Raw genomic sequence first — 22,371 nt, 5'->3', positions numbered from 1 at the left:
TTTCGTTTAATAGACATTTTATATTATGACAAAGGAGGAACAGTATATGAAGAAGAAATTGTCACAAAGAGTAAAAGATTTAAAGGAATGGAGTTTGAATAATGCGGACAAGATTGCAGTAGGAGTTACTGGAGTAGTTGCATTAGGAACAGCAATTGTATGTTACAAGCTTGGTAAAAATGATATTCCACAAATGGATATTGATTTAAAAGGAACAGGAGAAGATACAAGTGTTGACACCTTAGTAATGAATGGTCTAGAACTTATTAATGCTGGTGAGATTGGAAAAGAAATATTAAAGCAACATCCTGAATTAAATCCAGATACATTGGTTGACTTATCAATCGTTTATACTGCAGATGAATTTTATGAATAGAGACTTGATATTAAAGTCTCTTTTCTTTTCGCTAAATAAGCACATTGTATTATGAAAAGGAGGACAATAATATGTCAGAAAAAACAGAAATTAAAAAGAACGGAGAACAAACAATAGCTTACTTAGGAGAGTATATTTACAATGCTAGAAACAATAGACTATATAAGAGTATGTGTGACTATGGAAGTTGGTCATATGAGAATGGTCTAAGAGATGGTATTAGTATGGGATACAAAGAAGGTTTTATTGCAGGTTCAGTTTTAACAATTACATGTTTAGGATTAGCAGGATTATATTTTGTCAAAGAGAAGAAAAAAGCAGATAAGATTAGAGTCTATGAATAATTAGACTCTTTTCTTTTCTCTGTTCGCGAAGATTTCAAATTATATTTGTGAATGGAGGATTTACATATGGAAGATAAACTTATTCTGTTTGTTGCTTTTGCTAAAATCATGGGGTCTGTAGGAAAGTTATATTCTACAAAGTCTAATTATTATAAGACTAAGAGCAAGGCATATAGTGATTTGGCAAATAGTATCAATGCTTTAATGGAGGTATTTCCAGAGCATAAAAAGAAATAGCGTGATGTTCAAGGGCTATTATGAGAAGAAAGAAAAAAGGAGGATTTCTATCATGAAAATTAGAAGAAAGAATGTTGAAGCAGCTAGAGAGGCACGCTTATGGATAAGAGATGTAATTATCCCAGTTGCAGGAATTGGAGGATATTTATGGACAAAATTTCCAGAACAACGCCATAAAATACTAACACAAATCAACAAAGTAAAATTCTATGTAAAACATGGAGAAACTGTAGATAAATTCTTCAACAAAGAACAAAGAGAAATGCATTAAATCAGTGCATTCTCTTTTTCATTTAGGAGGTAAAAGCATGGACTATTTATATTTAGCAATTATTGCATTATTAGTAATTATTAATATTGAACAGAGAATCAAGCATGATGGAGTGCTGAAAATTGATATTTCAAATCCAAATAAGGAGGTCTATAGATTTGAGGTTAATGAGATAGACAAATTAAAGAACAAGAAAAGGATCACTTTAAAAGTGGATACCTCATTTGTGGCTTCGCAAGAAAATCAAACTATGTAATGGAATAAAACTGAAGGAGGATTATATTTATGAAAGAAGTTTTAGAGAGTATGAAGAAAGAGATTTTGAGTATTGCAGAGTACAATGCCAAACTTGATTCATCGGCTGAAGAGTATGCAAGATCTAATGAATCTTATTGCAGACTATGTGAGGAGTATAACAAACTTAGCAGAACTATTATGGATGATACTCTAAACAATTCAACTCGAACAGAAGATGTTCAGATTAAATTGGACGAATTAAGTCTAAAGAAACAAGAACTTAAATTAGAAGAGGAAAGAATTGAAGTAGAGAAATCAAACAACAAATGGAGAAATGCTATTGGTGTTATTACAACAGTAGTTAGTATAGGTGCATTAGGAGCATCAATTTGGGCATGTAAGAAAGGATGGGATTTAGAACTAGGTGATAATCCAGAAATCATTACAAATACTCCAGGTAAAACAGCTTACAAAAGTTTAACTGGACTTTGTCAGAAGATATTCTAATAGAAGGGACGTTTAAGTCTCTTTTATTTTTTGAGTTCGCGAAATTTGCAAAGTCTATTATGAAAAGGAGGGCTGAATTATGGCTAACAACAAAATTTTATACATCGGATTACAGATTGGTGTTGCATTAGGAAGTGCAGTAATCGGTATGATGAAGGAACAAAGAATGGTTGAGAAAGCAGCAAAATTAGCAGCTGAACAAATTAAGCAAGTAGGTTAAACAATCTATTTGCTTTTATTTTTTGGTATAAAGGAGGACAAAATTATGAAATTACCAAAGATTGATTTAAAAGGATTTACAGGAACTATGAAGGAAGCAGTAGTTGCTGGATGGGCAGAACATGGAAGTAAAATCATGCTTGTCGGAGGAATTATTGGAACAGGTGTTGCATTATGCATGACAGCAGACGCAACACTAAAGGCGCATGATATTCTTGAGAAAGAGAAGAAAGCTCAAGGTGTAGATAACTTGCCTGTAAAAGAAACATTCAAGAAGGCAGCTCCTTGCTATATTCCTGCAGCAGTATTGTGGGGAGTAAGTGCATTAGGTATTGCTGGTGGTTACAAAGCAGAAGCAAACAATGCAGTTGCAACAATGGCTGCGTATAAATTAGCAGAGTCATCACTACAAGAATACAAGAATGCAACTAAAGAAGTTGTAGGCGACAAGAAAGAACAAAAGATTCGTCAGAAAGTAACTGAAAATCATATGAATACATATTCTATCAGTGATGCACAAGTCTATCATGCATATGGCAGAGGGGATAGCTTGTTCTTTGATGTATATAGTGGAAGATATTTTAGAAGTGATGTAGATACTATCAAGAAAGCTGTTAATGATTTGAATGAAGAACTATTTAATAATGGCATGGTTACATTAAATGAATTCTATAATGCTCTTGGATTGCCAGAAACAAAATTAGGTGATGATTATGTATTTGACGCACAAAAAGGAACTATCAAAGTAGACTACATGTATTCTAATGCAGAAGATGATAGTCCATGTGCAGAAATTGAGTTTGAATCAGAGCCCATGTTTCATAGGAACTGTGGTTATAGCTATTAGTCGAGATAATCTCTGCTTTTAGCTTTTATATTTTTGGAGGAAAGAAAGATGAAGAACTACAAGCGATATATTCCACTAGCACTTAGTATTACTGGTGGTGTAGGCGTAGTTGCTACTGCTATATTCTCAAGTAAGGCAACATTAAAGGCACATGATATTTTGCAAAAAGAACCAGAAGTAAAGACTACAAAAGACAAAGTAAAGAAGACATGGAAGTATTATGTTTTACCAGTTTCATTAGGAATTGGTACTGTGGCTTGCATTGCTGGTTCTAATTTTATTAGTGACAAACATTACAAAGCTCTTGCTAGTGCTTATATTTTGGCAGACCAAACTCACAAGTTGTATCAGCAAAAGAACATTGAGATTAATGGTATGGATGCTCATCAAGAAGTTATTAAAGCAGTGAACATTGAACAAGCCAGAGATGCCAATATTTTGGTAGATACATTCTGCTCACTTACAAGTAATGGATTTGAAGATGAACCTACTGAAGAAGAATATAGAGTATTCTATGAGCCTATTTCAAAAAGATATTTTAGATCAACTAAAGAAAGAGTTATATTAGCAGAGTATCACTTGAATAGAAACTTGCTATTACGTGGATTTGTAAGTCTTAATGAGTTCTTTGGATTATTGGGGATTGATGAAATTCCTATTGGAGATGAGTTAGGTTGGAATTGCTTTAATGAATTATATTGGATTGACTTCAATCATGGAGACTTAGTTACTGAGGATGGTATTAAAGCCAAAGTTATTGATCCAGTATTTTCACCAGAACCTAACTTTGATGAAGATGCATAACAATTCGCGCAAAAAACAAACCATATTATGAGAAAAAGGAGGAAACTAAAATGGAACAAACTAACCAAAACGTTGTTGAAGATGTTGAATTAACTGAAACAACAGAAACTGAAAAGAAAGGATTTATGGGTGCAGTAAAAGATATGCTACACAAGAACAAAGTAGAAGAAACTACCGAATTACAAGAGGTTAAGAAATCAAAGAAAGATTTCAAATCTATTGGAAAGAAAGTTGTAAAAACTACATTGGTATTTGGAGCAGGAGTCATTACTACATTAGTAGTCCAAAAATTAACAGGAGCTGAAGTTGACGTAGATGAAATCAAAGAAAACGTTGAAGAAGTTGCCGAACAAGTTTTAACTAATCAAGGAGAGTAGATCTAACAAGGTCTATTCTCTTTTATATTTTTGAAGGGAGTAAATCAATGGACAAAGTAGAAATTAAAGATGCACAGAAAGAAAAAAAGGTATTTCAAGAAGATGCATCTAAAGTTGCTAACTATGTTGGAGAGCAAATCAAGAATCAATTAAAAGACCAGTTCAAGAATGGGTTAGCAAACATTGGGTTCATGATTATGGATACAGTGTCTAATGGATTAAAGAACATGATTCAAATGACTTTATTTAATGGGCAGAGTATTCAGAATTATCATAGACCAAGTAATGCACCATATTCTCAAGGTGGATATTATGCATATGAAAAACAATATACAATGCCAAATAGATACGCACAGAATGCAGTGCAAACACCTCAAGACTTATATTCTAGAAATGTATATAGTTACGAGAATATTGAATTCACAACAGAAGCAGAAGCAAACTATGTACTTCAATTATTAAAGAATGAAATAAGAAGACGTGGGTATGTAGAAGTAGCAGCTTTATATCGTGAAGCTAAGTTGCAATGGACTTATGCAGACTTAGATTGGGGTTGGAATAATTTGGAAAGTGTTCGAACTCAAAGAAAGATGAATGGCAAATGGATATTATTGATGCCAAAAGCAATTGAAATTAGTAAGGACTAAAGGAGGATTATATTTATGAAAGACGTTATTACTAGAGCATTTAATGCAGCAGTATTTCAAGTAAAGGAACATTCAGGAGAAATTTTAGCAGTTGCAGGTGTAGGTTTAGGAGTTACTGCAACAGTATTGGCTTGTAAGAGCACATTGAAAGCACATGAAATCTTAGAAAAAGGTAAGCAAAATTTAGAAGATATTCATGAAGCAGAAAAGATTGCTAAAGAGCAAGGATTAGAAGATTACAAGGAAGATTCAGTTAAGAAAGATTTAGCAGTAGCTTATGGAATCATGGCTAAAGATTTACTTGTATGCTATGGTCCAGCAATTATTTTAGGTGGTTTATCAATTGGATGTGTTTTCACAAGTACAAACATTATGCGTAAGAGAAATTTAACTTTAGCAGCGGCTTATGGAACATTAGATAGTATCCACAAAGACTATAGAGCAAGAGTTAAGGAAAAGTATGGTGAACAAGTAGACCAAGAGATGCGTTATGGAATCAAGGCAAAAGAAATCAAGTCTATGGTCCAAAAAGAAGATGGTTCAACTGAAGAAAAGAAAGAAACTAAGAATGTAGCTACTAAGAAAATTAATAAGGATAATGACTTCACTCGTATTTTTGATAGAGTAAATTCTGTATATTGGAGAAACAACGCATATTACAATAAAGACTTTATTCAAGGTGTTGAAACTGATATGAATATTTTATTGAAAAAAAGAGGTTATGTATTCTTAAATGATGTTTATGAAGCACTTGGTATGGATGGGACTGAAGCTGGACATGATATTGGTTGGGTTTACAAAGACCACACTGAAAAAGAAGTAAGAGAACATCACAATTGTATTACTATCACACCTATTACATATTTAGGTGATGATGCAACTGACTTTAATAATGGTTATGAACCTTCATGCATCTTAGACTTCAATGTTGATGGTTATATTCGTAACCAAATTACATGGGCTAAGAGATAGTATGAAAAAAGTACTAGGATATTTAGCAGTGTTTGCTTGTGGCGGTGTATTAAGTGCACTTGCTACAAGCTTTTATTTTAATAAGGTAAGAGAACAAGACATTAATAAAGAAGTTGCCTCTTATAAAGATATTATGAATAAACTGCAAGAACAAATTAATGGACTTCAAGACCAACTGGAAATGAAGTCAGAAGATATTCCAGAACCGGTCAAAGAAGAAACGAAACAATCTAATTTAAGACAAGCTATTATCAATGCAACAAACATGAAAACCAATGATTATATTATTAATCAAGAAAATTATTCTCAATATTCTAAGGAAGTAGAAAAGCCACAGACAATTATCCAAGAAAAAGCACCATATGTAGTATCACCTCAGGAGTTTGCAGATGTGGATGGTGATAATTTCAACATTACTACTTTGCACTACTACGAAGGTGATGGAACTTTAACTTATGACAATGATGATATTGTTACTGATCCAGACGAATTGGTAGGTACAAAAGCATTAAATACATTTGGTGAGTATGAGGATGATTGTGTGTATGTGATTAATGAACCTTTATCAGAAGCAATTGAGATTTTACTGGTAGGCGGTAATTATCCATATGCGAGATGATATTTCAATCGAATACTTAGATTATTTAGAGAATATTGCTTGTGGTGATGATAGCGTATTAAAACGCTCTTATCAAAAGCTATTTACTATTCTGTCTACAACTGAGTTTATTGTAAACCCAAGATGCCCAAGAGATGAGAATAGATTAATGGCTGGAGTTGAATTAAGAGCTTCTTTTGCAGAGGAGTACGGATATTCACATGAAGAGATTCGTGCTTCTCTTAATTATCCTTGCTCTGTTTTAGAAATGATGGTTGCATTGAGCATTTATATTGAACAGAACGTAATGGATAACCCTATTTATGGAGACAGGACTTGTCAATGGTTCTGGGGAATGGTTTCTAGTCTAGGATTAGGGACTGCTGATGACAGACACTTTGATGTTGGTGCCGTTATATTTATATTAAATAGATTCATGAATAGAGAGTATGAACCAAATGGCAAAGGAGGATTATTTACAGTAGATAATCCAGACTGTGACATGAGAGACATTGAAATTTGGTGGCAAGCAACAAGATATTTGAATCAACAGTTGAGGTAATTAGATTGTATAGAAAGGAGTTATATTTGAATGCTAGATTTTTTAAGAATAGCAGTTAAGTATCAAAAAGGTGTTTGTGATATTTCTCCAAAATTTGTAGTAAAGAAATCATCAGACTTAATGATTCGCGGTGGAGACTTCTATGCAATCTGGGTTGAAGAAGATAAGAAGTGGTCAACAGACGAAGAAGAAGTAATTCGTTTAGTAGATGAAGAGCTTAAGAAAAAAGCAGAAGAAATTAAAGATGAACATAAAGTAGTGCATTACATGTGGGACGCAGATAGTGGAAGTATTGATAGATGGCACAAGTATTGTCAGAAGCAATTACGAGATAACTATCATATTTTAGACCAAAGCCTTGCATTCAGTAATTCAGAAGGTAAGAAAGCAGACTATGCTAGCAAGAAACTTCCATATTCTCTAGAGAGAGGATCTATTGAAGCTTATGATGAGCTAATCTCAGTGTTATATTCTGAGGAAGAACGACACAAACTTGAATGGGCTATTGGTGCTATTGTCAGTGGTGACAGTAAACATATTCAGAAGTTCTTAGTACTGTATGGTTCTGCAGGTACCGGAAAGTCAACAGTATTGAACATTATACAAAAGTTATTTGATGGATATTGGTGTGCATTTGATGCTAAGTCTATTGGTGGCAATGGTAGTTTCTCATTAGAACCGTTTAAGTCATTTCCACTTGTAGGTATTCAACATGATGGTGACTTAAGTAGGATTGAAGACAATACGAAATTAAATAGTTTAGTTTCACATGAGATGCAACCTATGAATGCTAAGTATGAAAAATTGTATGTAGCAAGTATCAAAGCTTTCTTATTTATGGGTACTAACAAACCTGTAAAGATTACAGAAGCTAAGTCAGGTTTAATCAGACGTTTAATTGATGTGTCTCCAACTGGTAATAAATTGAAGCACAGTGATTATATTCGTTTAACTAAACAAATTGACTTTGAATTAGGTGCTATTGCTCAACATTGTCTAGAGGTCTACCAAGAAGAACCTAACTATTATGACAATTATATTCCAACTGGAATGATGGGAGCATCCAATGACTTCTATAACTTTGTATTGGACAATAGCATTATATTTGAAAGTCGTAATGGCATTAGTTTGAAATCTGCATGGGAATTGTATAAGGCGTATTGTGAAGATGCAAATTACATATATCAAGCGTCTAAACGAGTGTTTAAAGAAGAGTTTAAGAATTACTATAAAGAATTCTATGAACACAAGACACTTGAAGATGGCACAAGAGTATGCAATTACTACGAAACATTCTTGATTGATAAATTCACAACTAAGCCACCAGAAGAAACTAAAATTAGTACTCCTGATTGGTTAGACTTGTATGAGCAGGATTCTATATTTGATGAAGACTGTAAGAACTGCTTTGCTCAGTATGCATCAGATAATGAAACACCAGTTGTGAGTTGGGATAAGTGTAAATCATATTTGAAAGAATTAAACACTTCTAAACTGCATTATGTAAGAGTCCCAGAGAATCATATTGTGATTGATTTAGATTTAAAAGATAAAGATGGAAATAAAGACTTTGCTTTGAACCTAGAAGCTGCGTCTAAGTTTCCAAAGACATATGTAGAGGTAAGTAAAGGAGGAGCCGGCATTCATCTGCATTATATTTATGATGGAGATGTTAGCAAATTAAGTAGAATCTATGACGACCAGATTGAAGTAAAGATATTTACGGGTAAAAGCTCTCTTAGACGTAAATTGACTAAATGTAATAACCTTCCCATTAGTCATATTCAGTCCGGACTTCCATTAAAAGGAGATAAAAAAGTGATTGACAAGAAGATTGTATTGAATGAAAAGAAACTTATTGAATTGATTAAGAGAGCACTTGCTAAGGAGATTCATCCTGGCACTAAACCTAACATTGACTTTATTGATCATATTCTAAATGAAGCATATGACAATAATTTAAGGTACGATGTTAGTGACTTAAGAGATGCTGTATTGCAGTTTGCTATGCGTAGTACTCACCAAAGCACATATTGTATGAGAGTAGTAGCTAACATGAAGTTTGTTGGTAAGAATTATATTTCAGAGCAAGAGCAAAAGGATGAGCCAAACATTGCATTCTTTGATATTGAAGTGTTCCCTAACTTGTTACTTATTTGTTATAAGATTCCTGGAGATGATAATCCAGTAATTTCAATGATTAATCCAACACCAGAGCAAGTTGAAGAACTGATTGAAAACTATGACCTGATTGGGTTTAACAACAGAAAGTATGATAACCACATTATCTATGCAAGAGCATATAGAGGATATTCCATCAAAGCTTGTTACAACTTAAGTCAGCAATTGATCAATGAAGGTTCTGGATATTTAACAGAAGCATACAACATCTCAGAGACTGATATTTATGACTTTTGTTCTGAGAAGATGTCTTTGAAAAAGTGGGAAATTAAATTAGGAATTCACCATAAAGAATTAGGTATGAAATGGGATGAACCAGTGCCTGAAGACATGTGGAACCTTGTTGCAGAGTATTGTAAGAATGATGTTATTGCTACAGAGGCAGTATTCAATGCTCGTCAAGGTGATTACATTGCAAGAAAAATATTAGTAGCAATTGTAAAGAATCTACATGGTATTAATGCTACTTGCAATGACACGACTAATAGTTTGTCTCAAAGAATTATATTTGGAAACAATAGAAGACCTCAATCAGAGTTTAACTATAGATTCTTAGCAGACCCAGTAGGACCAGAAAGATATTCTGAGTATATTGACAAATTTGGACCTGATTACAAGTATAGATGGTTTGATAAAGATGGTTTACCATTATATAAAGATTTTGATCCTAATGAACCATTCCCACCAGAAGATGGAGTAAGTATATTACCATTCTTCAAAGGTTATACATATGACCAGTTTAATAAAAAAGGTCAAACATCTACATATTTAGGTGAATCTATTGGTGAAGGTGGACGTGTATATTCTGACGAGGGAATGTATGAGAATGTAATATGTCTTGATGTATCTAGTATGCACCCATCTACAATGTCTGTAGAAGTTATATTTGGACCTAAGTTTACTAAGATTGCAGATGAGTTAAGATTAGCTCGTGTTGCGATTAAGCATAAAGACTTTGAAACAGCTAGTAGTATGCTAAATGGAGCATTGAAGCCATTCTTAAAAGAAGAATTGGCATCTGATTTAGCTCAAGCTCTAAAGATTGTTATTAATAGTATCTATGGATTAACAAGTGCTAAGTTTGCTAATGCGTTTAGAGATCCAAACAATATTGATAACATTGTAGCAAAGCGTGGGGCTTTATTTATGACTTTATTAAAACGAGAGGTAGAGAAAAAAGGATACCATGTATGCCATATTAAAACAGACTGTATCAAAATTAATGATGCAGATGATTATATTCATAAGTTTGTAGTGGACTTCGGAAAAGAGTACGGGTACAACTTTGAAGTTGAACATATGTTTAAGAAGTTTGTATTAATTAATGATGCAGTTTATGTAGGGCAGACTACAGATGGTGAATGGGTTACTGTTGGCAAGCAGTTCCAAGTACCATATGTAAAGAAGAAATTATTTACAAAAGAAGATATTGAGTTTAAAGACCTTTGCGAGACATTTGCAGTATCTAAAGGTGATTTATATTTGGACTTCAATGAGAACTTACCAGATGTTAGTGAAAAAGAGGCTTTACTTGATAAGTATGAGAAATTGGTAGCTAAAGAGAATTTCAAAAGATATTCTAAAGAAGAGCTTGAATCTAGTATTGGAGAACTAAAGAAAGAGATTCCAGAGGGTCATAACCTTATATTTGTAGGACGTGTTGGTCAGTTCAGTCCAATCAAAGAAGGTAATAATGGTGGCTTGCTATATCGTGTATGTGACGGTAAGAATTATGCAGCGTCAGGAAGTACTGGATATCGTTGGCTTGAAAGTGAAGTAGTCAAATCCAATAAATTAGAGAACTGCATTGACTTAGGATATTACAACAAGTTAGTAGATGATGCAGTAGAAGTAATTAGTAAATACGGCGACTTTGAGATGTTTGTTTCAGATGATGATCTGGGCATTAAATCAGATAAGTTGCCGTTTTAATTTATATTTTAGAAAGAAGAGGACATAAAGATGAAATTAGAAATTACAGAATACGGAGTAGCAAAATTAAGAGGATTAACATTCAGAGAAATGCCAGGAAACTTTAGAGACAAGGTAACTAACCAGATTACAAAGTCTAATAGAAACTTTGAAGGAGCACAAACTCCATTCAACAATTTAGGAAACAGAAACTTCCGTTTAGACTTACCCGATGATATTGCAAATCAGATTGTAGACTACCAAATGGCTAAGTATGGAGAAACAAATGTTAAGCATGTCGAAACTATTAGTTCTAGCACTGGAGAAACTATTACACACAATTACTTGAAAGTTCTTGTTCGCTATTACGGAGGACCTAAAGATCCTAAAGTATATTATCAAGCAAATGGAACTTATGCTTTATGGGATGAATCAATGGTTAAGATGGTTGATGACGTTAGATTTGAAACTGCTGACTTGGATATTTACTTAGGTCATTACATTGACAAACGTACTGGCAAAGAGATGCCAAAAGCAAACTTGAATAACTTACGTATTGTAGCAATGTCTGGAGAAGGCTCATTTGAAAGTGAATTTGGAATTAATACATCAGCACCAGCACCAAAGAGCATGGACTCAGATGACTTACCATTCTAGTCGCGTAGTATGCATACCCTTATATGAAAGAGAGGATTATATTTATGAAAAAACTAATTAATGGATTCTTGTATGTATTTGGAGGAGTACTAGGAGGAGTTACAGTAATGGTAACGTTGGAGACTTTATCAGTATTATCAAAGAAATCAATACAAGAAGAAACAGAAGAAGAATCTAAATAGGGGTTCTTCTCTTTTTCTTTATATTTTTAAAGGAGGCTAAAAGAGTGAATGATTTAAGCAAGGATTTGAAAGAAATCAATAGAACACTTGTTACAATGTCTAGAACATTAACATATATTTCTAAAAGCATGAATCGACAAGAAAAGAGGATGCAATGGAACCCTTATTGCTACATGCCAGTATTGAATGAGAATGATATTTTAGAAGATACGTTTGAATGTTATCACCCACAAGATGGAATGATTTATACATTCAAGAAAGGTATATTTGAAAAACGTGAAGCTTACACCCAATATTTGGAAAGATTGGAGAAGCAAGGTCGTTTAGATGTGAGAGTTATGCATGAAAACTTTCCTGTTAGGTAGTTATATTTCTAGTCACTGTTTTAGAAGAAGGAGATCATATGAATAAAGAAAAGTTTAAGAGTTTATTAATTGTATTAGGTGTAATTACTGTTATATTTGCAGTTACTTACTTGTTTGTGTCAGCTATTGTAGGTGTATTGTCTTGGTGTTTTGGATTTATATTTACTTGGAAATTGTCATTAGGTGTTTACATTCTGTTGAACATATTTTTGTTTGCATCAATTATTAAGTTGTCATGGTAAAGGAGATACATATGAAAAATTTATTAGATATTTTACTTTGTTCATTAATTATGTTATTTGTATTAATTGCGCCTTATATCGGATTATGCTTATTTATCAAAGTGCTATCTTGGTGCTTTGGTTTTATTTTCTCATGGAGAGCTGTACTAGGTGTTTATATTATAGTAGCAATGATTCTTTTAATTAAACTTATGACATCAAAGGAGGACTAATTATGAAAAAAGATATTCCATTCTGGCATTCGTTTAAAGGTAAAGGGTTAAAGAAATTAGGGTTTGTGTTGTCAGAAACTTGCAGTGATGAGACTGGTGAAGTATTGGTGTTTAAGAATAGTAAGAATTATATTCATTCTGCTTATCTATCTATTGACACAATGTCTGGAGATTTCTTGTTCTATACAATTACAACTGGTGTACAGGAATCAATGCCAGTATCGCATGAGTTATTAGCAGCTATTCTAGATTTATATTCTGAATTAGGTTTAATGAATGGCGTTTACAATGAACTACATAGAATTCATTTGGAGGATTAGTTATGGAGACTAGTCCTCTTTTATATTTGTTAGAGCTTTATGCAGAACAAGAAGGTCTAACTATTCAAGAAGTAATAATCAAGGAGAAGAAAAATGAAGGAACAAATTAATCGTACAAAACATGCGGAAGAATTATTTGCGGCAGCAGGGTTTAGTAAACAGAAAATCAGAGGTCAAATTTGGTTTGTCAGTTTGAATCAATTTAGTATAGGCTTTGATTTAGAAAAGAAGGAAGTATTAATTAAAGAACCTAATACACCAAGATTAGAGAAATATAGTAGTATTGATATTTCTATATTAAAGGCCATTAATGCAATGGTGTACGAGTTAGGTTGGTATAAGAATGAGCCGAGCAAATAACAATAACTGCATAGTTTCAGAGAAGACATGTGAGTGGTGTGGAGAAAGTTTTAGCTTTACTGGTATGCGTTCACAATACCTTTTCAAACGTGCTTATAGAGAAGGAACTGTGTATTTTTGTTGTGAATCTTGTATGAGAAAATACGAGGAAGCAAGGAAAGAGTTAATGAATAACAAGAGGAAAAATAGATATGCGATCAAAAAATAAGTTTATTGACTTGGTTGAGGAATGCCGTGTCAAATTTCAGGAAAGTTATGAAGAAGAATTTGGTGGGAATGCAAAAGTCATTACTGTGTTTAGTAAAGCTAATACGGTGGTGACCTTTTATATTTCCGTTCGAGGCGATCATAGGCATTTTGAGGACGCGCTGAGATTCACTATAAATCAAGATATAACAATGAAGAATTATGCAATGTCATATGCAAGAACATACCATAAAGAAATTAAAGAACGTGAATGGAGGACAAAGAAATGAGTAATGAAAGATATTGGGTAACGAATTATGCAAAAGAAATGGTAACACGAGACGACATTTTGTCTAGTGTTATGGGCATTAGTGTTGATAATTCTAATTTCAAAAGACTTAAAAAGAGAATGAATGATTTATATTTTCAAGTAGTTGATTGGGATGACCACGCTCAGAAACAAGGAAGATTAATTGTGGGAGGTAAAGTAAGTGAATAAAAATCTAGAAACACCGATTGCATATTGGCAAATTGCAAATTCACATTATGGAGGTAACCTAACACGTAATAACTCAAGTATGAAAAAAGTGTATTTGAATAACATCACTAAAGTTATATTCAATAACCCAGCTACTATTGTATTCTGGAGAGATGGCACTAAGACAGTTGTTAAATGTAATCCAGGTGATGTATTTGATCCGGAAAAAGGACTTGCTATGGCTTGTACGAAAAAGCTGTTTGGAAACAACGGCTTCTACTATGATATTTTCAGAAAGTGGTTGCCCGAAGAGGAAGAAGAGTCATTATATCCAAAAATTCCAGATTCTGTAGTTGATGCAATAAGATTTTCTGTAGCTAGTACTGCTGCAAATAGTATATTCAAAAATGAAGTAAAACAAGCAGCATCAAGAGAAGCTGATAAGTTTTATAACAAATTAATCTATGGAACCGAAGAAGGACCAGCTAAAAAAGTTAATTTCAAAGATGTCCCTTCAACAATGAGGGATGAATTTGAAAAGCTGGCAGAACTAGCAAAAGAAAACGAGGATAAGTAGATGTTTGATATTAATAAAGTTAACAAGAAAGACTTGGAAACCTTACTAGAAGTAATGACTTCTGGTATTGCAAGTTATGATTATGAGCTTACGCATGGAAAAAATGAAATGCAATTTGTGTCAGTAACCATATCAAGGGGAGATCGTAAATACAGATATCATTCAGAATTGGATAAAGCATTTTTATGTAGACTTGAAACTATGTTCTATGAAATTTACAAATGTTTGATGGTACCTGATCCAGAAATTGAATACAAGAAACGTAGATACTATTTATATTCTTATGAGGTAAAAGAAAATGAGTAATGAACTAGAAAAAAGACTTAGATATTGGCAATTTCCAGAAGACCATAATGTTACTAAAAAGATAACCAAAGGAAATATGTTAGCTCATCTAGATGATTTTCTTGATAACTATACTAGAGGTTTGCTTACATACAAGATCGAGTTAATACAAAGTAATCAAGCTATACATATTGAATTACGCAGAGGTGATAAACGTTGGAGTCATTATTCTTTGCCTGATTTTTGTGAAAGAAATTTATTTGTTTATTTAGATAATATTTTCTTAGAACTTTACGAAATACTTGATGTCCAAAATGCTGAAGAAGAATACAAGAAACGTAAATTATTTTTAAATATTTAGGAGGAATGCTATGAATAATGAAGAAATGGAAATTTACTATAAGAATAGAGACCATGTGATTTATCCAGTTAAAGACCACAACATGGTTGGAAAGAATGCTACTTTAATCAGAAAGATGTTTAAAGATTTTACAGGAGTAATCTCTTATAGTTTGACTTTCAGACCAATACTTTATGATGCTCGTATAGACATTTGTATTGATCACATCAGTAAGCAAGCAGATTTTAGAACATCTAATACATACGTGGCCGACTTGAATGACCCAACATTGATATCTAAAGTACTACTTTGGTTGCATGATGCATATCCACAAATTGGCAGCGATAAAAAGAAGTTCAACGAAGTATATTTGAAGTTTGTTAACTGGCATGAAGGTTTAGATAAAGACTGGTACGAAAAATTAAACCAGCAAGTGGAGGAAGATATGGCAAAAGAAAAAGCAAAAGCTCAAGAAAAAGATATTATCAACCATCCTGTGCACTATACAAAGGGTGGAATTGAGGTTAGAGACTTCATTGACTCATGGAAGTTGGACTTTAACTCAGGAAATGTCATCAAATATGTGGTTCGAGCACCTTATAAAGGCACTGAATTGCAAGATTTGAAGAAAGCACAGAACTATTTGAACCATTTAATTGAATTGAAAGAAAAAGAAGAGGCGAAAAAGTAATGGAATTTATGTTTTGTCTCTTTATTTTTATGATGTTTGGTTTTGCTGGGGTATTTATCTTATCTCAGCAAGACTTTGATGAGTTTGAGGAAGAAAATTGGGAAGAGGAAGAAGCAGAATCAGTTAGAAGGAGTATGTATCTTATGGATTTAGATGAAAGAAAAGAAGTATATTTTGATAAATATTGTCATATGTGTGTAGCTTGTGACAAAAAAGAGGATGAAGAACCTTGTTGTGATTGCTTAGAAGAGCCTGTGAATTTATATTCTCATAAACCTGTTAAGTTTAAAAGCAAGTTGGATGATGATTACACTTGGCCGGAGGATGTGAAATGATGCTTAAAATAATAGGTTTTATATTTTTAGGAATAATTTTAGTCTTAATTATTAAAGGTACAAGTTACAACTATGGTAAATGCCATTCTGAAATGGTAAAAAGAGGAATTGCATATGGAAGAACTTGTGGCGGGTTAGTCGGTGGCACTAAAAATACTGGATATTTACAAGAAATGTGTATTAATTGTCCATTCTGCCATTACACGAGGGATAGCTTCAAATGATACCTATATATTTAATATATGACAACAAAGGAAACCGTTACGGTGCATATCGTTCATTAAAAGAAGCAATAGTAGCAAAAGCAAGAATAGAAAATACTCTGCGCGAAAAAGATGAACTAAAAGATATTGAATTAGAAATAGTAACAAAAGTTCTTACGAATTAGCTAAGGAACTAAATGTTGATGCGTCAACAATAAGGGACGCTAGAAATTTTGTAACATGGAGGAATATGAAATGAGTATAAAGATTGAAAACGAAGTATTTTACAGCCCAGAACAGTTAGAATTTATAATTCAAGGTATGAGAAATGCTTTTAATTCGTGGGATAAGAGCGATAGTGAACGATGTGAATATAAGGATAATTGTGATGGTTGTCTTAGAAAAATAGAATGCGACAATCATTATATTTCTAAGAAGGAACTTATATTAGGTTCTAATGATGTTAACTTAATGAAGAAACTTGCTAAAGCTGGTACTGATCATCGTAAGTTTATGAGAATGATGCCTGTTTATGTTCGTATTACTGCGCCTTTATATTGGTGGAAGGAATTTGATACATATAAGGTTGGGACTGTAGCTAATAGTTGTAGTACTATGCATAAGATTCATGCTGAAGAGTTTACTTTGGCGGATTTTAGCATTGAGCATTTAGATGATGATAGAAGTGGTGCGGTAAGTAATGCAGAATGGCTTGAATATCTAATTCACCATTTGAATAGGGATAGAAGAAGATTCATTGAAACTAAAGACAAAAAATACTGGTGGCAGATGATTCAGCTTCTACCAAGTAGCTATAATCAGACTCGTAATATTATGTTGAATTATGAGGTATTAGCTAATATTTACCATAGCAGAAAGAATCATAAGTTAGATGAATGGAGAGATTTCTGTAAGTGGATTGAAGAGAAGGTTCCATATTCTTGGTTGATTACTGAGATTGATAAAGAAGGATATAAAATTATTGCAGATAATGGGGTGTATGTGAAATGTTAGTATTATGGTATCCGTTATTTGAACATCCATGCTGTAATGCTAAAGGTGATGTATATGCTAAAGAACGTATATTAAGAGTTGATGACGGCACGTTGGAAGATGCACTCTATGATATTTTGCAGTTTATTGAAGAATTTACTGGAATGGTAACTGTGAAGTTCTTTGAGAATAAAAATGGCAAATTGTATGGCAAATTGTATGACACTATTGATGTTCCAATGTCAGGAGATTTATTAAAGAAGTTCGATGAGAGCCAACTTAAGAGTTCCGTATCAAGGATTAAGCTTATTCGTTACATTGATGATGAAGAGCACATTGATATTCAGATTAATGTGATTAAGGGAATTTATGATTCTAATATATTAAGAGACTTAGTAAAAAGCTGAGTCTCTTTTATTTTTTAAAGGAGGACTTGAGATGTATGCAGAATGATATTTTTAAGTACAGAGGAATTACTATTGAAGTGCCTGATACTAGAGCAATAGTTGATGGCGAATTTGTTGTAAGAGTTAGGAAGAAATTAGGCATGGGTCAGAAACCTTTTGCTAGGATTTTAGGAATTACAGAGAGAACACTTAATCGTTGGGAACATGAGAAGATATTTATTGGTAACTCAAGTAGCAGGCTTTTATATTTACTAGACAAGAATCCAGACTTAATCTTTGAATTGTATAACATTGTGGAGGATTGATAGTTATGGTTTTAGCTACTTTGCTTTTTTGTATTTGTATATATTTATTTTTAGGTTTTTTACTTAGTATTATGGCAATGGAAATGATGGATGGAGATGCAGATGACTACCTATTTGCATTCTTGATATTTTGGCCAATAGCATTATTAGTAGCATCTGTATTTCAATTAATACATTTTATTGAAAGAATGTTCAAAGGAGACTATTGATATTTATGAATAGATTAACAGCTAGGATTAAAGCATGGTTACACAAAATTGGATTGATTCATAGCCCTAGTTTAAAACTTATTTTAGCGCATAGAGGAGAGTATTAATGAATTTAGTAAGTAAGAAGATAGTAGCATTTGCATTAAGTATATTTGTACTATGTGGATGTAGTGTATTGACAATAGAAGGAGAAATAAAAGATGAATTTTTATATTATAGCAAAGGATACAATCAAACACGCGAAGTATGGAGTGACAGTGAAACTAATCCTAAGGACACTGCTTCTGGGGTTTCTGTTAATGTACAGTTTAGCAAACATTTGGATAACTGTATCAGAGAATCTATATCAAGCGGGTGCAATGTTGAAAGTGGGTGTTCTGACAATAGCAGCAGTAGCACTTGTGAGTCTAACGGTTTATATTTGGAAGAATGCACTAGTGATTCTAACAACATATTCTGCAATTCTAAGAGTACTGAACAATGTGTCAGTGGAGAAGTTGGAACAAGTGGAGGAAGTACTGAAGGGCAAGAGGGATATTTCGGAAGTATTGAAGAACGAATAATCTCTGCTTGTGATCGTTATGGAATTGATAGTTCTGTTGTATTAGGAATTGCTAGATTAGAAACTGGGAACTTTACTTCATATGCATATCTTGTTGGGAATAATCCTGGAGGTATGAGTGTGAATGAGGTTCCCATTATTTATGGAAGTATTGAAGAAGGAGTCGAAGCTATGGTGAGTAATTTAGCTCATAATTACTTTGCTATTGGACTGACAACACCTGAATTAATTGGTCAAAAATACTGTCCAGTTAATCCAAATTGGGCTTATTTAGTAAGGAGTTTGATGTAAAGTGGCTAAGGATTTTCTATATGACTACCAAAAAGATGCAGTATCAAAAATGAAGAATGGTTGCATATTAAATGGAGGGGTTGGAACTGGAAAAAGCAGAACCAGCCTCTATTATTATTTTCAATTGAATGGTGGTCGTATTGAAGGTAATAGATACACAAAGATGTCAAGGCCAATGGACTTGTATATTATTACAACTGCCAGAAAGAGAGACACCAAGGAATGGGAAGATGAATTGAAGCCATTTAAGATGGAGAATTATATTCATTTAAACATTGTTATTGATAGTTGGAACAACATTAAAAAGTATGTTGGTGTACAGAATGCTTTCTTTATATTTGATGAGCAGAGAGTGGTTGGGAATGGGACTTGGGTTAAGTCATTTTTAGCAATTGCTAAAAGCAATAAGTGGATTCTATTGAGTGCAACTCCTGGTGACACTTGGACTGATTATATTCCTGTGTTTATTGCTAATGGGTTTTATAGAAACAGAACAGACTTTATTAATCAGCATGTCATATATTCTAGATTCTCTAAGTATCCAAAGATTGATAGGTATGTTAACACTAGAAGACTTGTTAGATTGAGAGATGGGATATTAGTTGATATGAGTTACTTGAGAAAGACTGTACGGCATGACATTGATATTTTCTGTGACTACAACAAGACTGAATACAAGGAAGTGTTTAAGAATCGTTGGGATCCATTTAAGCAAGAGCCAATCCAACAAGCAAGTAGTATGTGTTATATTTTGAGACGACTTGTGAATACTTATCCAGATAGGCAGATTCAATTGCTTGATATTGTGAGAGAGCACCCAAAGAGTATCATCTTCTACAACTTCGATTACGAGCTTGATATTTTGAAAGGAATCTTTGAACAGATAGACTGGCTTGAAGTAGCTGAATGGAATGGGCACAAACATCAAGAGATTCCAGAAAGTGACAAGTGGGTATATTTAGTTCAGTACACTGCTGGTTGTGAAGGTTGGAATTGTATACAGACTGACACTATTATATTTTACAGTCAGAACTATTCTTACAAAGTACTTGAGCAAGCTAGAGGTCGTATTGATAGATTGAATACACCTTACGTAGATTTATATTATTATCATTTAAAAAGTAGGTCTGGTATTGACATTGCTATATCTAGGGCAATCCATAGTAAGAAAAACTTCGTTGAAAAGAAGTTTGTACCAGACTTGAAGTTCTAACAAATACAAGGATTTTGGTTCGTTTTATGGCCAGATTCTTGTATTTTTTCTTGCAAAGTTTTGTGCACAAAAATGTGTAAAACATAAAAATTTTTATGTTTTGAGTGAAATTTTAGACTAAAAAACGCGTACCCCTGACATTTTGTCCCAAAAAAACATGTTTTTTACAATTTTTTTACAATTTTTGTGCAGCGAAAAATGCTTTATATAAAGGAGATTTGAGGGTAAAACATAAAAACATAAAAATATTACCAACTTTTATTAAAAATAAAAATAAATATATAAGAAGTTTTAAGAAAATTTTTGTGTTTTTGTGTTTTGAGCAAAATAGTAGTATTTTCTGCTATTTTACACAAGGTGGATAAAAACTACTAAATCATCACAAGATTTATATTTTCTCACTCAAGTTAGGGTTCGCGTGAGAATCATACTCTTTTATGAGGGGAAAAGTGCATTTTTGACTTAATGGTCATGCACTTATCCTTTTAGCATTTTAAAAGAGGAACTGAAACAGAAAAGGAGGAATCATAATGCTGGAGTCTAAATTTCAGAGCGAGCTAATAAAAGAGCTGAAAAATATATTTCCAGGATGCATCGTGATGAAGAATGATTCGAGTTACATTCAAGGCATTCCAGATTTGCTTGTTTTATATTCTGACAAATGGGCAACTCTTGAATGTAAGAAAACTTTGAATTCGAGTCATCAACCAAATCAGGATTACTATGTAGGGCTAATGAACGATATGTCATTTAGTAGATTTATCTGCCCTGAAAATAAGGAGGAAGTATTAAATGCTTTGGCAAAATTATTCAAGGTTAAGAGGGAAGCATAGTTTCTTAAGTCCAAGTTCAAACTACTGGCTTAACTATGATGCCCAAAAAATGATGGAGCGATATTTCAATTCTTTCGCTCAAGACTCAGGAACAGATTTACATCAGTTTGCAGAGGAACACATTAAGTGGGCAGAGTACATGTTATATTCTGCAAGAACATTTGAGGATGGTTCTAAAGTTAGAGCTAATGATGTAAGACTGTTAAAGAATGACAAAAAAGAAGTTCGTAAATGGCTATTCAAGAATCATATTCCGGTGCAAGCTGTAGATCTAGATTTTGTATATCCTAACTTACAAGCTTACATTAACGATGCAATTGATTTACGAATGGATCCAGAAGTAATTTTATATTACTCAGAATACTGTTTTGGAACTGCAGACTGTATTAGTTTCGAAAACAACTTATTACGAATACATGATTTAAAGACTGGTAAATCACCAGCACATATGGAGCAGCTATTAATTTATGCCGCTCTTTTTTGTTTAAACTACGGAATCCGTCCAGGTGATATTTCATTCGAACTTCGTATTTATCAAAACAACGAAATTAATGTTTGCAATCCTACTGAAGAAGATATTTCTCCAATCATGGATAAGATCATATATTTCGACAGAATAATCCAAGAAACAAAGGAGGGCTCAGACAATGTATCAAGATAAACCTCCTATTCAATCATATTTTGGTGTCCAAGAAGATGAAGATTATATTGTTCATTACGGAATGCCAAGAAGAAGTGGTCGATATCCTTGGGGTTCAGGAGAAGACCCATATCAACATGAAGATTGGTCTGATTTTCTAGTTCGTGTTAATAAGCTAAAAGCTAGTGGTTGGACTGAAACACCAGAAAATATTAAAAAAGAATTTGGTGACAATATGACAACTACTCAATACCGAAGAGAAAAGTCATATGCAGAGTACAAGGATAGATGTTATCGTGTTAATACTGCAAAAAGATTAAAAGAAAAAGGTAATGAAGAGAAGGCTTAATAGTGACAAGTAACTATTTTGTCGCAGAGAACGGTGTGACCCGAAG

At 33.1% G+C, this 22,371-nt stretch carries 41 protein-coding genes; 40 read left to right on the top strand and 1 reads right to left on the bottom strand.

The window, feature by feature from the left end:
• The first annotated feature begins 46 nt into the window (after positions 1–46).
• The 5 genes from KTQ83_RS00955 (at position 47) to KTQ83_RS00935 (ending at position 1,484) form a co-directional block, all read left to right on the top strand.
• Complete coding sequence (locus KTQ83_RS00955) at positions 47–376, top strand: hypothetical protein (protein ID WP_217256717.1); 330 nt, start codon at positions 47–49, stop codon at positions 374–376.
• Positions 377–447: 71 nt separating this feature from the next.
• The gene (locus KTQ83_RS00950) at positions 448–720 is read left to right on the top strand and encodes a hypothetical protein (protein ID WP_217285006.1); all 273 of its coding nucleotides are present in this window, start codon (positions 448–450) and stop codon (positions 718–720) included.
• Between the two features lie 66 nt (positions 721–786).
• Positions 787–957, top strand: coding sequence for a hypothetical protein (locus KTQ83_RS00945; RefSeq protein WP_217256914.1), 171 nt, complete (start codon positions 787–789; stop codon positions 955–957).
• Positions 958–1,009: 52 nt separating this feature from the next.
• A complete protein-coding gene (locus tag KTQ83_RS00940) occupies positions 1,010–1,228 on the top strand; it encodes a hypothetical protein (RefSeq protein WP_217256913.1) in 219 nt (72 codons plus the stop codon).
• A 37-nt stretch (positions 1,229–1,265) separates the two neighbouring features.
• Positions 1,266–1,484 (top strand): hypothetical protein, encoded by a 219-nt coding sequence (locus KTQ83_RS00935; protein ID WP_217256912.1) that lies wholly within the window; start codon positions 1,266–1,268, stop codon positions 1,482–1,484.
• Here the strand turns inward: KTQ83_RS00935 and KTQ83_RS12670 are convergent.
• Positions 1,477–1,569, bottom strand: coding sequence for a hypothetical protein (locus tag KTQ83_RS12670; protein ID WP_217295471.1), 93 nt, complete (start codon positions 1,567–1,569; stop codon positions 1,477–1,479). The genes KTQ83_RS00935 and KTQ83_RS12670 overlap by 8 nt on opposite strands.
• Before the next feature lie 94 nt (positions 1,570–1,663).
• Here KTQ83_RS12670 and KTQ83_RS00925 point away from each other — a divergent pair, with 94 nt between their 5' ends.
• From KTQ83_RS00925 to KTQ83_RS00755, 35 genes are all read left to right on the top strand, one after another.
• On the top strand, positions 1,664–1,972 hold the full coding sequence (locus KTQ83_RS00925) for a hypothetical protein (protein WP_217285004.1): 309 nt from the start codon (positions 1,664–1,666) through the stop codon (positions 1,970–1,972).
• A gap of 79 nt (positions 1,973–2,051) precedes the next feature.
• Positions 2,052–2,192 carry a hypothetical protein gene (locus KTQ83_RS00920; protein WP_217256911.1) on the top strand — a complete coding sequence of 47 codons (141 nt, stop codon included), beginning with the start codon at positions 2,052–2,054 and terminating at the stop codon, positions 2,190–2,192.
• Positions 2,193–2,237: 45 nt separating this feature from the next.
• Positions 2,238–3,038 carry a DUF6353 family protein gene (locus tag KTQ83_RS00915; protein WP_217285003.1) on the top strand — a complete coding sequence of 267 codons (801 nt, stop codon included), beginning with the start codon at positions 2,238–2,240 and terminating at the stop codon, positions 3,036–3,038.
• Between the two features lie 48 nt (positions 3,039–3,086).
• Positions 3,087–3,842 (top strand): DUF6353 family protein, encoded by a 756-nt coding sequence (locus tag KTQ83_RS00910; RefSeq protein ID WP_217256881.1) that lies wholly within the window; start codon positions 3,087–3,089, stop codon positions 3,840–3,842.
• A gap of 50 nt (positions 3,843–3,892) precedes the next feature.
• Entirely contained in the window at positions 3,893–4,219 is a 327-nt protein-coding gene (locus KTQ83_RS00905) for a hypothetical protein (RefSeq protein WP_217256880.1), read from the top strand.
• 47 nt (positions 4,220–4,266) lie between these two features.
• Positions 4,267–4,866 (top strand): hypothetical protein, encoded by a 600-nt coding sequence (locus tag KTQ83_RS00900; protein WP_217256879.1) that lies wholly within the window; start codon positions 4,267–4,269, stop codon positions 4,864–4,866.
• A gap of 15 nt (positions 4,867–4,881) precedes the next feature.
• Entirely contained in the window at positions 4,882–5,838 is a 957-nt protein-coding gene (locus tag KTQ83_RS00895) for a DUF6353 family protein (protein ID WP_217256878.1), read from the top strand.
• Between the two features lies 1 nt (position 5,839).
• Positions 5,840–6,457: a hypothetical protein gene (locus tag KTQ83_RS00890; protein WP_217256877.1), complete on the top strand. Its 618-nt coding sequence runs from the start codon at positions 5,840–5,842 to the stop codon at positions 6,455–6,457.
• Positions 6,447–6,998 (top strand): hypothetical protein, encoded by a 552-nt coding sequence (locus KTQ83_RS00885; protein WP_217285002.1) that lies wholly within the window; start codon positions 6,447–6,449, stop codon positions 6,996–6,998. The genes KTQ83_RS00890 and KTQ83_RS00885 overlap by 11 nt, the downstream gene beginning before the upstream one ends.
• A gap of 30 nt (positions 6,999–7,028) precedes the next feature.
• The gene (locus KTQ83_RS00880) at positions 7,029–11,111 is read left to right on the top strand and encodes a DUF5906 domain-containing protein (protein WP_217256691.1); all 4,083 of its coding nucleotides are present in this window, start codon (positions 7,029–7,031) and stop codon (positions 11,109–11,111) included.
• A gap of 30 nt (positions 11,112–11,141) precedes the next feature.
• Positions 11,142–11,747 carry a hypothetical protein gene (locus KTQ83_RS00875; protein WP_217256690.1) on the top strand — a complete coding sequence of 202 codons (606 nt, stop codon included), beginning with the start codon at positions 11,142–11,144 and terminating at the stop codon, positions 11,745–11,747.
• A gap of 44 nt (positions 11,748–11,791) precedes the next feature.
• On the top strand, positions 11,792–11,929 hold the full coding sequence (locus KTQ83_RS00870; protein ID WP_217256689.1) for a hypothetical protein: 138 nt from the start codon (positions 11,792–11,794) through the stop codon (positions 11,927–11,929).
• Between the two features lie 44 nt (positions 11,930–11,973).
• Positions 11,974–12,294 carry a hypothetical protein gene (locus tag KTQ83_RS00865; RefSeq protein WP_217256688.1) on the top strand — a complete coding sequence of 107 codons (321 nt, stop codon included), beginning with the start codon at positions 11,974–11,976 and terminating at the stop codon, positions 12,292–12,294.
• A gap of 38 nt (positions 12,295–12,332) precedes the next feature.
• Positions 12,333–12,536 carry a hypothetical protein gene (locus tag KTQ83_RS00860; RefSeq protein WP_217256687.1) on the top strand — a complete coding sequence of 68 codons (204 nt, stop codon included), beginning with the start codon at positions 12,333–12,335 and terminating at the stop codon, positions 12,534–12,536.
• Positions 12,537–12,547: 11 nt separating this feature from the next.
• Positions 12,548–12,748, top strand: coding sequence for a hypothetical protein (locus KTQ83_RS00855; RefSeq protein WP_217256686.1), 201 nt, complete (start codon positions 12,548–12,550; stop codon positions 12,746–12,748).
• Between the two features lie 2 nt (positions 12,749–12,750).
• A complete protein-coding gene (locus KTQ83_RS00850; protein ID WP_217256685.1) occupies positions 12,751–13,068 on the top strand; it encodes a hypothetical protein in 318 nt (105 codons plus the stop codon).
• A gap of 93 nt (positions 13,069–13,161) precedes the next feature.
• A complete protein-coding gene (locus tag KTQ83_RS00845; protein WP_217256684.1) occupies positions 13,162–13,428 on the top strand; it encodes a hypothetical protein in 267 nt (88 codons plus the stop codon).
• 191 nt (positions 13,429–13,619) lie between these two features.
• The gene (locus tag KTQ83_RS00840) at positions 13,620–13,904 is read left to right on the top strand and encodes a hypothetical protein (protein WP_217256683.1); all 285 of its coding nucleotides are present in this window, start codon (positions 13,620–13,622) and stop codon (positions 13,902–13,904) included.
• Positions 13,901–14,113, top strand: a complete 213-nt coding sequence (locus KTQ83_RS00835) for a hypothetical protein (protein WP_217256682.1) — start codon at positions 13,901–13,903, stop codon at positions 14,111–14,113. Before KTQ83_RS00840 ends, KTQ83_RS00835 begins: the two co-directional genes overlap by 4 nt.
• Complete coding sequence (locus tag KTQ83_RS00830; protein WP_217256681.1) at positions 14,106–14,669, top strand: hypothetical protein; 564 nt, start codon at positions 14,106–14,108, stop codon at positions 14,667–14,669. Before KTQ83_RS00835 ends, KTQ83_RS00830 begins: the two co-directional genes overlap by 8 nt.
• The gene (locus tag KTQ83_RS00825; RefSeq protein WP_217256680.1) at positions 14,670–14,975 is read left to right on the top strand and encodes a hypothetical protein; all 306 of its coding nucleotides are present in this window, start codon (positions 14,670–14,672) and stop codon (positions 14,973–14,975) included.
• On the top strand, positions 14,968–15,315 hold the full coding sequence (locus tag KTQ83_RS00820; RefSeq protein ID WP_217256679.1) for a hypothetical protein: 348 nt from the start codon (positions 14,968–14,970) through the stop codon (positions 15,313–15,315). Before KTQ83_RS00825 ends, KTQ83_RS00820 begins: the two co-directional genes overlap by 8 nt.
• 10 nt (positions 15,316–15,325) lie before the next feature.
• The gene (locus tag KTQ83_RS00815; RefSeq protein WP_217256678.1) at positions 15,326–15,985 is read left to right on the top strand and encodes a DUF3310 domain-containing protein; all 660 of its coding nucleotides are present in this window, start codon (positions 15,326–15,328) and stop codon (positions 15,983–15,985) included.
• Positions 15,985–16,320 carry a hypothetical protein gene (locus KTQ83_RS00810; RefSeq protein ID WP_217256677.1) on the top strand — a complete coding sequence of 112 codons (336 nt, stop codon included), beginning with the start codon at positions 15,985–15,987 and terminating at the stop codon, positions 16,318–16,320. The genes KTQ83_RS00815 and KTQ83_RS00810 overlap by 1 nt, the downstream gene beginning before the upstream one ends.
• Positions 16,317–16,544, top strand: a complete 228-nt coding sequence (locus KTQ83_RS00805) for a hypothetical protein (RefSeq protein ID WP_217256676.1) — start codon at positions 16,317–16,319, stop codon at positions 16,542–16,544. Before KTQ83_RS00810 ends, KTQ83_RS00805 begins: the two co-directional genes overlap by 4 nt.
• Complete coding sequence (locus KTQ83_RS00800) at positions 16,541–16,708, top strand: hypothetical protein (protein ID WP_217256675.1); 168 nt, start codon at positions 16,541–16,543, stop codon at positions 16,706–16,708. Before KTQ83_RS00805 ends, KTQ83_RS00800 begins: the two co-directional genes overlap by 4 nt.
• Positions 16,709–16,778: 70 nt before the next feature.
• Positions 16,779–17,537, top strand: coding sequence for a hypothetical protein (locus tag KTQ83_RS00795; protein ID WP_217256674.1), 759 nt, complete (start codon positions 16,779–16,781; stop codon positions 17,535–17,537).
• Complete coding sequence (locus KTQ83_RS00790; protein ID WP_217256673.1) at positions 17,531–17,923, top strand: hypothetical protein; 393 nt, start codon at positions 17,531–17,533, stop codon at positions 17,921–17,923. Before KTQ83_RS00795 ends, KTQ83_RS00790 begins: the two co-directional genes overlap by 7 nt.
• Positions 17,924–17,958: 35 nt before the next feature.
• Positions 17,959–18,228 (top strand): helix-turn-helix domain-containing protein, encoded by a 270-nt coding sequence (locus KTQ83_RS00785; RefSeq protein ID WP_217256672.1) that lies wholly within the window; start codon positions 17,959–17,961, stop codon positions 18,226–18,228.
• A 5-nt stretch (positions 18,229–18,233) separates the two neighbouring features.
• Positions 18,234–18,437: a hypothetical protein gene (locus KTQ83_RS00780; protein ID WP_217285001.1), complete on the top strand. Its 204-nt coding sequence runs from the start codon at positions 18,234–18,236 to the stop codon at positions 18,435–18,437.
• Positions 18,438–18,543: 106 nt separating this feature from the next.
• On the top strand, positions 18,544–19,290 hold the full coding sequence (locus KTQ83_RS00775; protein WP_217256308.1) for a glucosaminidase domain-containing protein: 747 nt from the start codon (positions 18,544–18,546) through the stop codon (positions 19,288–19,290).
• A 1-nt stretch (position 19,291) separates the two neighbouring features.
• Entirely contained in the window at positions 19,292–20,503 is a 1,212-nt protein-coding gene (locus KTQ83_RS00770) for a hypothetical protein (RefSeq protein WP_217256307.1), read from the top strand.
• 599 nt (positions 20,504–21,102) lie between these two features.
• Positions 21,103–21,336: a hypothetical protein gene (locus KTQ83_RS00765; RefSeq protein ID WP_217285000.1), complete on the top strand. Its 234-nt coding sequence runs from the start codon at positions 21,103–21,105 to the stop codon at positions 21,334–21,336.
• Positions 21,296–21,997 carry a DUF2800 domain-containing protein gene (locus KTQ83_RS00760; RefSeq protein WP_217256305.1) on the top strand — a complete coding sequence of 234 codons (702 nt, stop codon included), beginning with the start codon at positions 21,296–21,298 and terminating at the stop codon, positions 21,995–21,997. The genes KTQ83_RS00765 and KTQ83_RS00760 overlap by 41 nt, the downstream gene beginning before the upstream one ends.
• The gene (locus tag KTQ83_RS00755; protein WP_217256304.1) at positions 21,984–22,325 is read left to right on the top strand and encodes a hypothetical protein; all 342 of its coding nucleotides are present in this window, start codon (positions 21,984–21,986) and stop codon (positions 22,323–22,325) included. The genes KTQ83_RS00760 and KTQ83_RS00755 overlap by 14 nt, the downstream gene beginning before the upstream one ends.
• The last annotated feature ends 46 nt before the right edge of the window (positions 22,326–22,371 follow it).

Source organism: Holdemanella porci (genome assembly GCF_019052655.1).
In the GTDB taxonomy this organism is placed as follows: Bacteria; Bacillota_I; Bacilli_A; order Erysipelotrichales; family Erysipelotrichaceae; genus Holdemanella; species Holdemanella hominis.
This window is presented reverse-complemented; position numbering and strand designations above follow the sequence as displayed.

Coding starts and splice junctions, on each gene's coding strand:
- KTQ83_RS00955 (WP_217256717.1), top strand. CDS start 47: ATGAAGAAGAAATTGTCACAAAGAGTAAAAGATTTAAAGGAATGGAGT.
- KTQ83_RS00950 (WP_217285006.1), top strand. CDS start 448: ATGTCAGAAAAAACAGAAATTAAAAAGAACGGAGAACAAACAATAGCT.
- KTQ83_RS00945 (WP_217256914.1), top strand. CDS start 787: ATGGAAGATAAACTTATTCTGTTTGTTGCTTTTGCTAAAATCATGGGG.
- KTQ83_RS00940 (WP_217256913.1), top strand. CDS start 1,010: ATGAAAATTAGAAGAAAGAATGTTGAAGCAGCTAGAGAGGCACGCTTA.
- KTQ83_RS00935 (WP_217256912.1), top strand. CDS start 1,266: ATGGACTATTTATATTTAGCAATTATTGCATTATTAGTAATTATTAAT.
- KTQ83_RS00925 (WP_217285004.1), top strand. CDS start 1,664: ATGGATGATACTCTAAACAATTCAACTCGAACAGAAGATGTTCAGATT.
- KTQ83_RS00920 (WP_217256911.1), top strand. CDS start 2,052: ATGGCTAACAACAAAATTTTATACATCGGATTACAGATTGGTGTTGCA.
- KTQ83_RS00915 (WP_217285003.1), top strand. CDS start 2,238: ATGAAATTACCAAAGATTGATTTAAAAGGATTTACAGGAACTATGAAG.
- KTQ83_RS00910 (WP_217256881.1), top strand. CDS start 3,087: ATGAAGAACTACAAGCGATATATTCCACTAGCACTTAGTATTACTGGT.
- KTQ83_RS00905 (WP_217256880.1), top strand. CDS start 3,893: ATGGAACAAACTAACCAAAACGTTGTTGAAGATGTTGAATTAACTGAA.
- KTQ83_RS00900 (WP_217256879.1), top strand. CDS start 4,267: ATGGACAAAGTAGAAATTAAAGATGCACAGAAAGAAAAAAAGGTATTT.
- KTQ83_RS00895 (WP_217256878.1), top strand. CDS start 4,882: ATGAAAGACGTTATTACTAGAGCATTTAATGCAGCAGTATTTCAAGTA.
- KTQ83_RS00890 (WP_217256877.1), top strand. CDS start 5,840: ATGAAAAAAGTACTAGGATATTTAGCAGTGTTTGCTTGTGGCGGTGTA.
- KTQ83_RS00885 (WP_217285002.1), top strand. CDS start 6,447: ATGCGAGATGATATTTCAATCGAATACTTAGATTATTTAGAGAATATT.
- KTQ83_RS00880 (WP_217256691.1), top strand. CDS start 7,029: ATGCTAGATTTTTTAAGAATAGCAGTTAAGTATCAAAAAGGTGTTTGT.
- KTQ83_RS00875 (WP_217256690.1), top strand. CDS start 11,142: ATGAAATTAGAAATTACAGAATACGGAGTAGCAAAATTAAGAGGATTA.
- KTQ83_RS00870 (WP_217256689.1), top strand. CDS start 11,792: ATGAAAAAACTAATTAATGGATTCTTGTATGTATTTGGAGGAGTACTA.
- KTQ83_RS00860 (WP_217256687.1), top strand. CDS start 12,333: ATGAATAAAGAAAAGTTTAAGAGTTTATTAATTGTATTAGGTGTAATT.
- KTQ83_RS00855 (WP_217256686.1), top strand. CDS start 12,548: ATGAAAAATTTATTAGATATTTTACTTTGTTCATTAATTATGTTATTT.
- KTQ83_RS00850 (WP_217256685.1), top strand. CDS start 12,751: ATGAAAAAAGATATTCCATTCTGGCATTCGTTTAAAGGTAAAGGGTTA.
- KTQ83_RS00845 (WP_217256684.1), top strand. CDS start 13,162: ATGAAGGAACAAATTAATCGTACAAAACATGCGGAAGAATTATTTGCG.
- KTQ83_RS00840 (WP_217256683.1), top strand. CDS start 13,620: ATGCGATCAAAAAATAAGTTTATTGACTTGGTTGAGGAATGCCGTGTC.
- KTQ83_RS00835 (WP_217256682.1), top strand. CDS start 13,901: ATGAGTAATGAAAGATATTGGGTAACGAATTATGCAAAAGAAATGGTA.
- KTQ83_RS00825 (WP_217256680.1), top strand. CDS start 14,670: ATGTTTGATATTAATAAAGTTAACAAGAAAGACTTGGAAACCTTACTA.
- KTQ83_RS00820 (WP_217256679.1), top strand. CDS start 14,968: ATGAGTAATGAACTAGAAAAAAGACTTAGATATTGGCAATTTCCAGAA.
- KTQ83_RS00815 (WP_217256678.1), top strand. CDS start 15,326: ATGAATAATGAAGAAATGGAAATTTACTATAAGAATAGAGACCATGTG.
- KTQ83_RS00810 (WP_217256677.1), top strand. CDS start 15,985: ATGGAATTTATGTTTTGTCTCTTTATTTTTATGATGTTTGGTTTTGCT.
- KTQ83_RS00805 (WP_217256676.1), top strand. CDS start 16,317: ATGATGCTTAAAATAATAGGTTTTATATTTTTAGGAATAATTTTAGTC.
- KTQ83_RS00800 (WP_217256675.1), top strand. CDS start 16,541: ATGATACCTATATATTTAATATATGACAACAAAGGAAACCGTTACGGT.
- KTQ83_RS00795 (WP_217256674.1), top strand. CDS start 16,779: ATGAGTATAAAGATTGAAAACGAAGTATTTTACAGCCCAGAACAGTTA.
- KTQ83_RS00790 (WP_217256673.1), top strand. CDS start 17,531: ATGTTAGTATTATGGTATCCGTTATTTGAACATCCATGCTGTAATGCT.
- KTQ83_RS00785 (WP_217256672.1), top strand. CDS start 17,959: ATGCAGAATGATATTTTTAAGTACAGAGGAATTACTATTGAAGTGCCT.
- KTQ83_RS00780 (WP_217285001.1), top strand. CDS start 18,234: ATGGTTTTAGCTACTTTGCTTTTTTGTATTTGTATATATTTATTTTTA.
- KTQ83_RS00775 (WP_217256308.1), top strand. CDS start 18,544: ATGAATTTAGTAAGTAAGAAGATAGTAGCATTTGCATTAAGTATATTT.
- KTQ83_RS00765 (WP_217285000.1), top strand. CDS start 21,103: ATGAAGAATGATTCGAGTTACATTCAAGGCATTCCAGATTTGCTTGTT.
- KTQ83_RS00760 (WP_217256305.1), top strand. CDS start 21,296: ATGCTTTGGCAAAATTATTCAAGGTTAAGAGGGAAGCATAGTTTCTTA.
- KTQ83_RS00755 (WP_217256304.1), top strand. CDS start 21,984: ATGTATCAAGATAAACCTCCTATTCAATCATATTTTGGTGTCCAAGAA.